Annotated in this window: 12 protein-coding genes; 5 read left to right on the forward strand and 7 right to left on the reverse strand. The window is 62.7% G+C overall.

Annotated elements, in window-relative coordinates; translation table 11 throughout:
* Positions 1–354 precede the first annotated feature (354 nt).
* The 4 genes from AC3YMN_RS07015 to AC3YMN_RS07030 form a co-directional block, all read right to left on the reverse strand.
* Positions 355–924: a L,D-transpeptidase gene (locus AC3YMN_RS07015; RefSeq protein WP_489889466.1), complete on the reverse strand. Its 570-nt coding sequence runs from the start codon at positions 922–924 to the stop codon at positions 355–357.
* A gap of 297 nt (positions 925–1,221) precedes the next feature.
* On the reverse strand, positions 1,222–3,348 hold the full coding sequence (gene pnp / locus AC3YMN_RS07020; RefSeq protein WP_173088421.1) for a polyribonucleotide nucleotidyltransferase: 2,127 nt from the start codon (positions 3,346–3,348) through the stop codon (positions 1,222–1,224).
* A gap of 468 nt (positions 3,349–3,816) precedes the next feature.
* The gene (rpsO, locus tag AC3YMN_RS07025; RefSeq protein WP_349236728.1) at positions 3,817–4,113 is read right to left on the reverse strand and encodes a 30S ribosomal protein S15; all 297 of its coding nucleotides are present in this window, start codon (positions 4,111–4,113) and stop codon (positions 3,817–3,819) included.
* A gap of 180 nt (positions 4,114–4,293) precedes the next feature.
* On the reverse strand, positions 4,294–4,482 hold the full coding sequence (locus AC3YMN_RS07030) for a hypothetical protein (RefSeq protein ID WP_127755023.1): 189 nt from the start codon (positions 4,480–4,482) through the stop codon (positions 4,294–4,296).
* Between the two features lie 101 nt (positions 4,483–4,583).
* On the opposite strand from AC3YMN_RS07030, the gene miaB reads away from it, so the two are divergent.
* The 4 genes from miaB to AC3YMN_RS07050 all read left to right on the forward strand — a co-directional run bounded on the left by miaB (position 4,584) and on the right by AC3YMN_RS07050 (position 8,794).
* Positions 4,584–6,023, forward strand: coding sequence for a tRNA (N6-isopentenyl adenosine(37)-C2)-methylthiotransferase MiaB (miaB, locus tag AC3YMN_RS07035; protein WP_489889467.1), 1,440 nt, complete (start codon positions 4,584–4,586; stop codon positions 6,021–6,023).
* Between the two features lie 162 nt (positions 6,024–6,185).
* A complete protein-coding gene (locus tag AC3YMN_RS07040; protein ID WP_127755021.1) occupies positions 6,186–7,229 on the forward strand; it encodes a PhoH family protein in 1,044 nt (347 codons plus the stop codon).
* A 23-nt stretch (positions 7,230–7,252) separates the two neighbouring features.
* Complete coding sequence (ybeY, locus tag AC3YMN_RS07045) at positions 7,253–7,699, forward strand: rRNA maturation RNase YbeY (protein WP_489889468.1); 447 nt, start codon at positions 7,253–7,255, stop codon at positions 7,697–7,699.
* 60 nt (positions 7,700–7,759) lie between these two features.
* Positions 7,760–8,794: a hemolysin family protein gene (locus AC3YMN_RS07050; protein WP_248305194.1), complete on the forward strand. Its 1,035-nt coding sequence runs from the start codon at positions 7,760–7,762 to the stop codon at positions 8,792–8,794.
* A 51-nt stretch (positions 8,795–8,845) separates the two neighbouring features.
* On the opposite strand, the gene AC3YMN_RS07055 is transcribed toward AC3YMN_RS07050, so the two are convergent.
* Positions 8,846–9,415, reverse strand: a complete 570-nt coding sequence (locus tag AC3YMN_RS07055; protein ID WP_172121738.1) for a NifU family protein — start codon at positions 9,413–9,415, stop codon at positions 8,846–8,848.
* Between the two features lie 126 nt (positions 9,416–9,541).
* On the opposite strand from AC3YMN_RS07055, the gene AC3YMN_RS07060 reads away from it, so the two are divergent.
* Positions 9,542–9,829 carry a DUF3817 domain-containing protein gene (locus AC3YMN_RS07060; protein ID WP_489889469.1) on the forward strand — a complete coding sequence of 96 codons (288 nt, stop codon included), beginning with the start codon at positions 9,542–9,544 and terminating at the stop codon, positions 9,827–9,829.
* 575 nt (positions 9,830–10,404) lie between these two features.
* Here the strand turns inward: AC3YMN_RS07060 and AC3YMN_RS07065 are convergent.
* Together AC3YMN_RS07065 and trpS are read right to left on the reverse strand one after the other, a co-directional pair.
* Positions 10,405–10,878: a universal stress protein gene (locus tag AC3YMN_RS07065; protein ID WP_127755017.1), complete on the reverse strand. Its 474-nt coding sequence runs from the start codon at positions 10,876–10,878 to the stop codon at positions 10,405–10,407.
* Positions 10,879–10,889: 11 nt separating this feature from the next.
* Positions 10,890–11,924, reverse strand: a complete 1,035-nt coding sequence (trpS, locus tag AC3YMN_RS07070) for a tryptophan--tRNA ligase (RefSeq protein WP_489889470.1) — start codon at positions 11,922–11,924, stop codon at positions 10,890–10,892.
* Positions 11,925–11,933: the final 9 nt, after the last annotated feature.

An 11,933-nucleotide genomic window follows, 5' to 3' on the forward strand; every position in this document is an offset into this window, starting at 1 on the left:
AAACACTGAAATTGAGAAGGGGCGCGGATCGGATCCGCGCCCCTTTTTGTTGCCTTGGCCACAAAGCGGCCATGTAGCTGAACGCCTTCTGAACAGCCGCTGACGGCTCGTTCATGCGCGAGGCGGCACACCTAGCCGCCCTTCTGCCGATCGCCGCCCAAGCGCAGTTATAAGGCGCGCAAAAAACCACACGCGGCCCCGGAGTCAAATGGCGGCAAACAAAAAGCCCGCTCTCGACGAGAGCGGGCTTTTGATGCTGAACCGGGTCATTGCCGCGACAGCGGCGTTCTTTGGTTCGGTGACTACGGGATCCGAAAAAAGGAGCCCCGCTGCCGCGGCAATGACCCAATCCGTTTAGTTGTAAACGACCACGCGAGTGCCGGTGGGAACGCGCGAATACAGGTCGATGATGTCCTGGTTCATCAGGCGAATGCAGCCAGAGGAGACATTGGTGCCGATGGTGTAGGGCTCGGTCGTGCCGTGCAGGCGGAACAGGGTGTCCTGCCCGTTCTTGTAGAGGTAGAGCGCGCGCGGACCAAGCGGGTTGGTCGGGCCGCCTTCAAGACCGCCGGCATATTGGCCATAGCGCTCGGGTTCGCGCTTGATCATGGACCGGGTCGGGGTCCAACGGGGCCAGGCAGCCTTGCGGCCGACCGTGGCATTGCCGCGGAACTCAAGAGCTTCGTCCTTGCCCACACCAATGCCGTAACGCATGGCGCGGCCGTTTTCCTGCACAAGGTAAAGGAAGCGGTTTGGAGTATCGACGATGATGGTGCCCGGGCGCTCGTCGGTGACATATTCCACTTCCTGGCGCCACCACTTGGGGTCGACACGGCGCAGGTCCATGGCGGCGACGGGATGAGGTTCATCGAGCACGGGTCCGTACATGGACACGTAGAACGGATCAATGGTCGGCTCTGACATCGTCGGCGCACGACGCGACGTGGTACAGGCAGCCAGGGCGAGGGGAAGTCCAATCATAAACAGGCGGCGGTTGAGCACAGTAGTTCCCTGGTGGAGCGGCTGAACGAAAAAATGGTGATTCGACAATGACCTAAGCCCCGTGACAGCCATTGTCGAGTGCAGGAAAGCATCACTACGCCAACGCTACGTTAACGCGTGGGTTGCCTCGCACAGATGTGAAATGTGGTGTTGCAGAGGCGCAACTAAGGCAAAGGGGCCCGGTTTGATACCGAGCCCCCTTGGGAGATGTTTTTCGGCTTATTCGGCCGGTTCACTCTTTTCGACTTCCTTGCCGGTTGCCTGATCGACAACCTTCATGGAGAGGCGGACCTTGCCGCGCTCGTCAAAGCCCAGGAGCTTGACCCAGACCTTGTCGCCTTCCTTGACCACGTCGGTGGTCTTGGCAACGCGAGCCTCGGCCAGCTGCGAGATGTGCACGAGGCCATCCTTGGCGCCAAAGAAGTTCACGAAGGCACCAAAGTCAGCTGTCTTGACAACCGTGCCCTGGTAGATCGCGCCCACTTCCGCTTCGTCGGTGATCGAGCGGATCCACTTGATGGCCGCTTCGATCTGAGCGCCGTCCGAGGACGAGATCTTGATCGTGCCGTCATCATCGATGTTGATCTTGGCGCCGGTCTTTTCGACGATCTCGCGGATCACCTTGCCGCCGGTGCCGATCACTTCACGGATCTTTTCGGTCGGGATCTTCATGGTTTCGATGCGCGGAGCGAATTCGCCCACTTCGCTGCGCGAAGCGGTGATCGCCTTGGCCATTTCGCCCAGGATGTGGATACGACCGCCCTTGGCCTGTTCGAGGGCGATCTTCATGATCTCCTCGGTGATGCCGGCGATCTTGATGTCCATCTGGAGCGAGGTGATGCCTTCTTCGGTACCCGCCACCTTGAAATCCATGTCGCCCAGGTGATCTTCGTCACCGAGAATGTCGCTGAGCACAGCAAACTTCTCGCCTTCGAGGATCAGGCCCATGGCAATGCCGGCCACTGGACGGGCCAGCGGCACGCCAGCATCCATCAGCGCCAGCGAAGTGCCGCAAACGGTGGCCATCGAGGAGGAGCCATTGGACTCGGTGATCTCTGACACGACGCGGATCGTGTAGGGGAACTCTTCAACCGAAGGGCGGATCGGGTTGATCGCGCGCCAGGCAAGCTTGCCATGGCCGATTTCGCGACGCCCTGGGGAACCCATGCGGCCAGCTTCACCCACCGAGTATGGAGGGAAGTTGTAGTGCAGCAGGAAGTTCTGCTTCTGGGTGCCTTCAAGCGAGTCGATATATTGCTCGTCTTCACCGGTGCCGAGGGTGGCAACCACCAGCGCCTGGGTTTCGCCGCGGGTGAACAGCGCCGAACCATGGGTGCGGGGCAGGACGCCAACTTCCGAAACGATCGGGCGAACGGTTTGCAGATCGCGGCCATCGATGCGGTAGCCGGTGTCGAGCACGTTCCAGCGCACAACCTTGGCCTGAAGCGACTTGAACACGGCGCCAACATCTTCGGCCGAGATCTCGCCGGCATCAACGCGGGCAGCAAAATGCGCCTTGGCCGTTGCCTTAACCTTGTCGACCGCGTCGTAGCGATCTTCCTTCTTGGTGATCTTGTAGGCGGCGCGCAGATCGGCTTCGATCACGCCGAGCATTTCGGTTTCGATGGCCGAGAAATCCTCGGGCTCGAAATCGCGGGCGTCCTTGGCGGCCAGCTCGGCCAGCTTGATGATGGCGTCGATGACCTTGCGCGATTCGGCGTGGCCGAACATCACGGCGCCCAGCATGACTTCTTCGCTCAGTTCCTTGGCTTCCGATTCAACCATCAGCACGGCATCGGCAGTGCCCGCCATGACGAGATCGAGCTTGGAGTCGGCGCGACGGTCAACCGGCAGGTTGAGGACGTATTCGCCATTAACGTAACCAACGCGCGCAGCGCCGATCGGGCCCATGAAGGGCACGCCGGAAATGGTCAGCGCAGCGGAAGCGGCGACCATGGCCAGAACGTCAGGATTGTTTTCCATGTCGTGCTGGAGAACGGTAACGATCACCTGGGTTTCGTTCTTGTACCCATCAGGGAACAGGGGACGGATGGGGCGATCGATCAGACGCGAGGTCAGGGTTTCGGCTTCGGTCGGGCGACCTTCGCGCTTGAAATAGCCGCCCGGAATTTTGCCGGCAGCAAAGTATTTTTCCTGGTAGTTGACGGTCAGCGGAAAGAAGTCGATGCCCGGCTTGGGGCTCTTGGCGCTGACAACGGTGGCCAGAAGCACGGTTTCGCCCAGGGTGGCGAGAACGGCACCATCGGCCTGGCGCGCAATCTTGCCGGTCTCGAGGGTGAGGGGCTGGCCGCCCCAGTTGAGCTCTACCTTGTGGTGATCAAACATGTGTTTGTCTTTCATCTCTGCCCAATGACCCGGAGCGCGGCGCATAGCGACCGCGAAGTCATCGAGTGTGTCCGCACCGAGCGCCGCACCCCATGTGCCGCGCCGGCTCAAAACCAGACACTGTTTCGGTTCGGCGGGCTGAAACATGGGCAAGACAACAAGACGCTCCCCTAATGGTAGGGCGCCTCACGGGATCAAAACCAAGGAAATGATTTTGCAGTGCGTGAGGCGGGGAGCGGCCAATAATCCTGCCATGCTCCGGCGAACGCCGGTCTACGCTTCCGACCCCTTGATCTTCGCGTGAGGGCGGCCTGCAAGTCCGTTTTTGCGGTCCCGGTGCTGAGGTACCCATGTACGCTCCGCTCCGGTTCTCGAAAACCAAACTATTCGGCTCGCCCTGACGCAATCTCAAGGCGCCGGCGACAGATGCGGAACCGGGTCCCGCATCCGCAAATCATCTGACGTCGCTTAGCGACGAAGGCCGAGACGTTCGATCAAGGTCTTGTAGCGATCCTCGTCGATCTTCTTGACATAGTCCAGAAGGCTGCGACGGGTCGAAACCAGCTTGAGCAGGCCGCGGCGGGAATGGTTGTCCTTGGCGTGACCCTTGAAGTGCTCGGTCAGGTTGGCAATGCGCTCGGACAGAATGGCGACCTGCACTTCCGGCGAACCGGTATCGTTTGGCTTGGTCGCATATTCCTGGATCAGGGCGGTCTTGCGCTCAGGAGTAATCGACATCGGGCATATCCTTTCAATTGGGAGGATGGGTCGCCCCGGCCGGGATGTCGTCCAGGCGGGGCCGAATAAACTGAAGGGGCAAAGCCCGACAGTTGCCCTGCCCTATACTGCATTGGAGCGCGGAAAGCCAGATTTTATTGGATTGCCAAACAGGCGATAGCCGCCACACCCGGGGTGCAGCGGCCATCAACCGGGTCCTGCAGGCGCTTAGTACTTGGCGATGGGGTCGCTGGCCGGGAAGCTTTCGTCCACGGCCTCATCCACTTCATCCCAATCCTCGGGTTTGTCGGCCTGGGATTCGCCGCCGGCTGGACGGATCTGCACCGGGGAATCCTTGGGACCGGGCTTTTCGCCGTCCTTGAGTGCCGCTGCGCCTGGCGTGGTCGGATCGGTCATGATGACCTCCTTGAAAAAGTTAGCTCACGTTAAACGGCGCGGGGGGCCGGAAGTTGCAGGGAGCGCTTGGGTCTGGCGGCAGGCTCTGGTAAAGGAGCGCCATGACCCAGACGCGTGCCAACACCAAAAAGCTGTTCATCAAGACCTATGGTTGCCAGATGAACGTTTATGACAGCGACCGCATGGCCGATGCGCTGGCGCCGCACGGCTATGAGGCGACAACCGAGATCGGCAATGCCGACCTCGTGCTGCTCAACACCTGCCATATCCGCGAAAAGGCGGCCGAAAAGGTGTTTTCCGAGCTGGGGCGCCTCAAGGAATTGCAGGCGGAGCGCCGGGCCGATGGCGCCGACCTGATGATCGGGGTCGCCGGTTGCGTGGCCCAGGCCGAGGGCGAGGAAATTGCCCGCCGCGCGCCGGTGGTCGACATGGTGGTGGGCCCGCAGGCCTATCACAAGCTGCCCCAAATGCTGGCGGAAGCGCAGGCGCGGCGCGCCGTGCACCCCTCGCTGCGGCGCACCATCGTCGACACCGAGTTCCCCGAAGAAGACAAGTTCGACCACCTGCCCGCGCCGAAGCGCGAGGTGACGATCAAGCGCGGGCTGACTGCGTTTTTGACGGTGCAGGAAGGCTGCGACAAATTCTGCTCATTCTGCGTGGTGCCCTATACCCGCGGGGCCGAGGTCAGCCGGCCGGTGCGCCAGGTGCTGGCCGAAGCGCGGGGTCTCGTCGAAGCGGGGGTGCGCGAGATCACCCTCCTCGGGCAAAACGTCAATGCCTATCACGGATTGGCCGATGACGGCCGGGTAGTAGGGTTGGGGGAGCTGGCTTATCTGCTGGCAGAAATCGACGGGCTGGAGCGGCTGCGCTACACGACGAGCCATCCGCGCGACATGGACGACGCGCTACTCGCGGCCCATCGCGATCTGCCCATCCTGATGCCTTATCTGCACCTGCCGGTGCAGTCCGGGTCGGACCGGATTTTGAAGGCGATGAACCGGCGCCATACGGCGGCGGAGTATTTGGCTCTGATCGAGCGGATCAAGCTGGCACGGCCGGATATGGCGCTGTCAGGGGATTTCATTGTCGGCTTTCCCGGGGAAACCGATGCCGATTTCGAGGACACGCTCGCGATCATCCGGGCGGTTGGCTACGCCTCGGCCTATTCGTTCAAATATTCGACGCGACCTGGCACGCCGGGGGCCAATCTGCCCGACCAGGTGCCCGAAGAGGTCAAGACCGAGCGGCTGTATCGGCTGCAGGAGCTGGTGAATGCCCAGACGACGGCCTTCCACCAGAGCTGCGTCGGCAAGACCTTGCCGGTACTGATCGAGCGCGTCGGGCGGATGCCGGGGCAGGTCGGCGGGCGCTCGCCTTACCTGCAGGCGGTGCATCTGGAGGGCGGGACCGAGCTGATCGGGTCGATCCACCAGGTGGAGATCGTGGGCACTTCGACCAATTCGCTGGTCGGGCGGCTCGTCAGCCATGCGCATCTGCCGCAGTTCCGGCGTAGCGATGCGCCGGTTATGCACGTGGGTTAAGCCAGCAGGCGCATAGCGATGCGCCTGGCGCGAAGGAGCGGCTTGCGCGCGGGCCTGGGCGTCACAATATTACTGCTGACGCGGGGACAAAATCGTCCTAGCCTCGTTTACACCCTTGCTGGCAGCGCCAGTGTTCCGTTCCCTTGAGGAGCCCCAGTTTTTTTGAGCAGGCATTTGGCACCCACCGCAGACAACGCACTGGCATCCCAACTCGAACTCGCATTTGAAGACAATCGCCTGGCGGCGCAGCTTTATGGTGATTTCGACCAGAACCTGGCGCTGATCGAGCAAAGGCTCAAAGTGGCGGCCGCGCCGCGCGGCAATCACGTGCTGCTTAAGGGCGCGGCGCAGGCCGTGGACCAGGCGCGGCGCGTGCTGGAATCGCTGTATGCCTCGCTCGAGGAAGGGCGCGCGCTCGGGATTTCCGACGTGGATGGGGTCATCCGCATGATCGAAACCGAGGACAGCCAGCTCACCCTCCCGACGCTCGAGCGCAAGGGCAAGGTGCGCATGGCGCAGATCGCCACGCGCAAATCCACCATTCTGGCGCGCACGCCCGCCCAGGACGCCTATATGCGGGCCATGGACCGGGCCGAGCTGGTGTTCGGGGTGGGTCCGGCCGGCACCGGCAAGACTTATCTCGCGGTCGCGCATGCCGCGTCGCTGCTCGAGCGCGGGGATATCAACCGCATCATCCTGTCGCGTCCGGCAGTGGAAGCGGGCGAGCGGCTGGGCTTTTTGCCCGGCGACATGAAGGAAAAGGTCGATCCCTATCTGCGCCCGCTTTACGATGCGCTTTACGACATGATGAAGAGCGAAAATGTCGAGCGCTGCATCACTTCGGGGATCATCGAAGTGGCCCCGCTCGCCTTTATGCGCGGGCGCACGCTGGCCAATGCGGTGGTGATCCTCGATGAGGCGCAGAACACCACCTCCATGCAGATGAAGATGTTTTTGACCCGTTTGGGTGAAAATTCCAAGATGATCGTGACGGGCGATCCGACGCAGGTCGACCTGCCGCGGGGCGAAAAGTCGGGGCTGGTTGAGGCCGTGGGGTTGCTCGACGGGATCGAGGGCGTCCATGTCTCGCGCTTTGGCGACAAGGATGTGGTGCGCCATGCCCTGGTCGGGCGGATCGTGCGGGCCTATGAGGCCGACACCACCCGCAAGGCGCAGGAAAAGCTTGCCGAAGGGGTGGCCCGCTGAGCGCTTCCCCACTCGAGATCGCTGTGATCCGCAACAGCGACGCCTGGCCCGAAGATCTCGACCCGCTGGCGGAGCGGGCGGTACTGGCCGCCCTAGCGCAGAGTGGGGCGCGGATGGCCGGCGCCGCCGAGATCTCCATCCTCCTCACCGACGATGCCGAACAGCGCGAGCTCAATGCGCAATGGCGTGGCAAGGACAGCGCGACCAATGTGCTGAGCTTTCCCCAGATCGAGCCCTTTGGCCCGGTGGTCGGGATCCTTGGCGATATTACGCTCGCCCACGAGACCCTCACGCGCGAAGCCGAAGAGTTGGGCAAGAGTTTTACCGATCACTTTACCCATCTGGTGGTGCATGGATTTCTCCACATCCTGGGTTATGATCATATTGTTGAAGACGAGGCCCTTCAAATGGAGGGGCTCGAAACGCAGATATTGGCAAGTCTTGGGGTCGAGGACCCCTATGCCGATTAGCGCCCGCAGGGCCCACACCCCTTCCCACAGCAGAAGAGCCGCCGTTTGCGGCATGAAACAATGACCGACAGTGACAGTTTGGGCCACCGACCCGAAAATGCCGAGCCTCCTTCTTCCCCCGCCCCCGCGCCGGTAGCCGCCCGGGGGCTTTCGATCCTGAACCGCATCCGCTCCATGCTGGTGCGCGGCACGGCGTCCCTGCGCGAAGACCTGCAGGAAGCGCTGGACGAGCCGGGAAGCGCCGAAACCGGCGATTTCTCCGAAAGCGAGCGGACGATCCTGCAGAACGTGCTCAAGCTGGGCAATGTGACGGTGGGCGATGTGATGGTGGAGCGCTCGGACATCCAGGCCATCGAGGCCGATGTCAATCTAGGCACGCTCCTGGCCAAGTTCCGCGATGTGGGCCATTCCCGCCTGCCCGTTTACGAGGACGGGCTCGACAACATCCTCGGCTTCATTCACGTCAAGGACGCGCTGCGGCGCATCACAGACAGCGTCAACGATCCCGAAAAGGACGTGCCGGTCAAGCTGGTGTCGCCGGCGCTGCGCTCCAAGATCGGCAAGCTCGACCTCGTGCGCACGGCGATGTTCGTGCCCACTTTCATGCCGGTCGGGGACCTCTTGCAATCCATGCGCGCCAGCCGCGTCCATATGGCGATCGTCATCGACGAATATGGCGGCACGGATGGGCTCGTCACCATTGAGGACCTGCTCGAAGCCGTGGTCGGCGAGATCGAAGACGAGCACGACGAATTCACCGCCGCACTGATCCGCAAGGTGGGCGAAGACACCTATATCGCCAATGCCCGGGCGGAGTTGGCCGATGTGCAGGCGCTGATCGGGCCCGATTTCGATCCCGGCACTTACGCCGAGGAAGTCGATACGGTGGGCGGGCTGGTGTTCGACCTGGCCGGACACGTGCCGAAACGGGGCGAAAAGGTTGGCGGACTGAAGGGGTTCGAGTTCGAGGTGCTGGCTGCCGATAGCCGCCGTATCAAGCGCTTGCGCATTCGCCGGGTGCCCGAGGGTGGCGCTCCCGAAGAGCCGCTGGCGATCACCGATCAGCGCAGCGAAGGCGAAAAAGCCGCCTCCTGATGAAAAAAGCCCGGATCGCTCCGGGCTTTTTTTGTCAGTGAAGAAGAGCGCCTAGACTTGCTGGACGGCTTCGACGCCCGGCACGAAATGGCGCAGCAGGTTTTCGATGCCGTTCTTGAGCGTCGCGGTCGAGGAGGGGCAACCCGAGCAGGCGCCCTGCATGTGCAGGAAGACGGTGCCTTCCTTGTAGCCCTTGAAGATGATGTCGCCGCCATCCATCGCCACGGCCGGACGCACGCGTGTGGAGAGCAGCTCCTTGATCACCTCGACGGTTTCGCTGTCTTCGGCCTCGAAGAACTCGGCGCCATCATCGGCAAAGTCGGAAGCGCCCTCGCCTTCGGGCGCCAGCACCGGCTTGCCGGAAAGGAAATGATCCATGATCACGCCCAGAATGGCGGGCTTGATATGGGCCCAGTTGGTGTCGTCCTTGGTGACCGAGATGAAATCGGAGCCCAGGAACACACCGGTGACGCCGGAAATGGCAAACAGGCCCGTCGCCAGCGGGGACGCTGCGGCAGCATCTGGGTTGCGGAAATCGCGCGGCTCGCCCACCAGCACATCGCGCCCCGGCAGGAACTTGAGGGTCGCCGGATTGGGCGTGGCTTCGGTCTGGATGAACATGGCGCTTCCTTGCCGTGGACGTGTTTAGAACGCTTCTAAAATAGTCTTTTCGCGGCGCGGTGCAAGAGGTTTCGCGCGACCTCGCGCCGCGTGGCTCCCATGCGCTGCGGGCGGTACAACGCCAGCATGATCCAATGGTTTCGACGACTGGCTCTCCTTGAGGGCATCACCACGCTGGCGCTGTTCGGCGTCGCCATGCCGATGAAGTATGTTCTGGGCAATCCCAGCCTCGTGCCCCCGGTCGGGGCCGCGCATGGGGCGGCGTTTGTGCTGTATCTGCTGGCCATGCTGGTGTGCCTGCCGGGCAAGGGGTTTACGCCCGCGGAGTGGGTGCGCACGGCATTGGCGGCGTTTGTGCCGTTCGGGACGTTTGCCAATGATGGGTTGCTCAGGCGTAAGCAGGTTGGGGTTTGAAGCAGGGGGTTTTTGAACCGGCTTGATGCTCACCTGATGGACCCCCTCCCCGGCCCTCCCCTCAAGGGGGAGGGGACGAAGAGGTGCCGGCGGTTGTGCAGGGCATGGTTTTGCTTGCGGTCAGTGCAGGGCTGCGCCTCCCTCCGCCTTGAGGGGAGGGATTGAGGGTGGGGGTGCAGGTGGTCCCGCATAGTCTCAGTTTGTGGAGAGGCTCGAACCCCCACCCTGGCCCTCCCCTCAAGGGGGAGGGGACGATGGGGCACCAGCTGTTGTGCGGGGGATGGTTTTGCTTGCGGTCAGTGCAGGGCTGACGCCTCCCTCCCCCTTGAGGGGAGGGATTGAGGGTGGGGGTTCGGGCGGTCCCACCTAATTCGAGTTCGCTGAGGGGCTCGAACCCCCACCCTAGCCCTCCCCTCAATGGGGAGGGGACGATGGGGCGCGGGGTTTTCTGGGTGCGGTTGCTTCAGCTTGGTGGATCACTGCACGCCCCCCCTCCCCGGCCCTCCCCGCAAGGGGGAGGGTGGGCAGGAGCCGTGAGGCTGGCGCCGCGTGCGTTCGCCCGCCGGTGACAAAAATTAGCAGATGGCGATGATTTCTTCGTCGGTCATGTGGCCGGGGACGATGGTGAGGGGGATGGGGAGGGCGTTGGCGCGGTTGGCGAAGTGGAGGACCAGGGGGCCGGGGCCTTCGGGGGAGATGGAGGCGGCAAGGACGAGGATGGCGACGCCCTTGTCCTTGTCGATCACGCGCTCGATCTGTTCGGGGCCGCTGCCTTCGCGGATCACCGATTCCACCTTGATGTCGCCGATGGAGCGCAGGCGCGCGAGGCGGGTGTCGAGATTGCGCTCGGCTTGTTCCACGGCTTCTGCGCGCAGCACTTCCTCGACGCCAAGGCCGATGAATTCGGGCGGCTCGACCACGCTCATCAGCACGACTGCGCCGCCGGTGCGCTTGACGCGATAGGCGGCAAAGAGGAGGGCGCGGTCGCATTCCTCGGTTTCATCGATGACGACGAGGAATTTGCGCTTGTATTCGTTGGCGGGAACCATGCGGGCCTCCGTTAGCGGATAAAGCCGACGATCTGGCGCACATCGGCCATCACCGGCGCGGCAATGGCGCGGGCACGATCGGCGCCATCGCGCAGGATGCGGTCCATTTCGCCGCGATCGGCGACGAGGCGCTGCATTTCGTTGGCAATGGGCGAGAGCACGCTGACGGCCAGATCGGCGAGGGCGGGCTTGAAGGCGCCCCAGCCTTTGCCGCCATATTCGGCCAGCACAGCATCGACGCTTTGATTGGAGAGCGCGGCATAGATGCCGACGAGGTTTTCGGCCTCTGGGCGGGCTTCGAGGCCAGCCGCTTCGCTGGGCAGGGGTTCGGGATCGGTGGTGGCGCGCTTGATCTTCTTGGCCACCGCATCGGCATCATCGAGCAGGTAGATGGTGGCGAGGTCGGATGTCGACTCGGACTTGCTCATTTTCTTCGAGCCGTCCTTGAGCGACTTGACGCGCATGGCCGGACCGGTGGCGAGGGTTTCGGTGATGGGGAAGAAGTCTTCCTCAAGGCCAAGCTCGGCGATTTGCTTCCTGAAATCGTGGTTGAATTTCTTGGCGATGTCGCGGGTCAGCTCCAGATGCTGGCGCTGGTCCTCGCCCACCGGCACGGCCGTGCTCTTGTAGAGGAGAATATCGGCGGCCATCAGCGAGGGATAGGCAAAGAGGCCGAGCGAAACGTTTTCGCTGTTTTCGCCGGCCTTGTCCTTGAACTGGGTCATGCGGGCCATCCAGCCCATGCGCGCCACGCAGTTGAAGATCCAGCTGAGTTCGGCGTGTTCCATCACCTGGGACTGGTTGAAGATGATGGAGCGCTTGGGATCGAGGCCGGCGGCGATATAGGCCGCGGCGATCTCATAGGTGCGGCGCTTGAGATCCTCGGGCTCCTGCCAGACCGTGATCGCGTGCATGTCGACCACACAATAGATGGTCTCGTGGGTGTCCTGCAGCGGCACGAACTGGCGGATGGCGCCGAGGTAATTGCCCAGATGCAGATCGCCCGAAGGCTTGATGCCCGAAAAGATGCGCGGGGTGAAGGTCATGGAACGCCT

The organism is Devosia sp. Z11_6 (assembly GCF_058133665.1).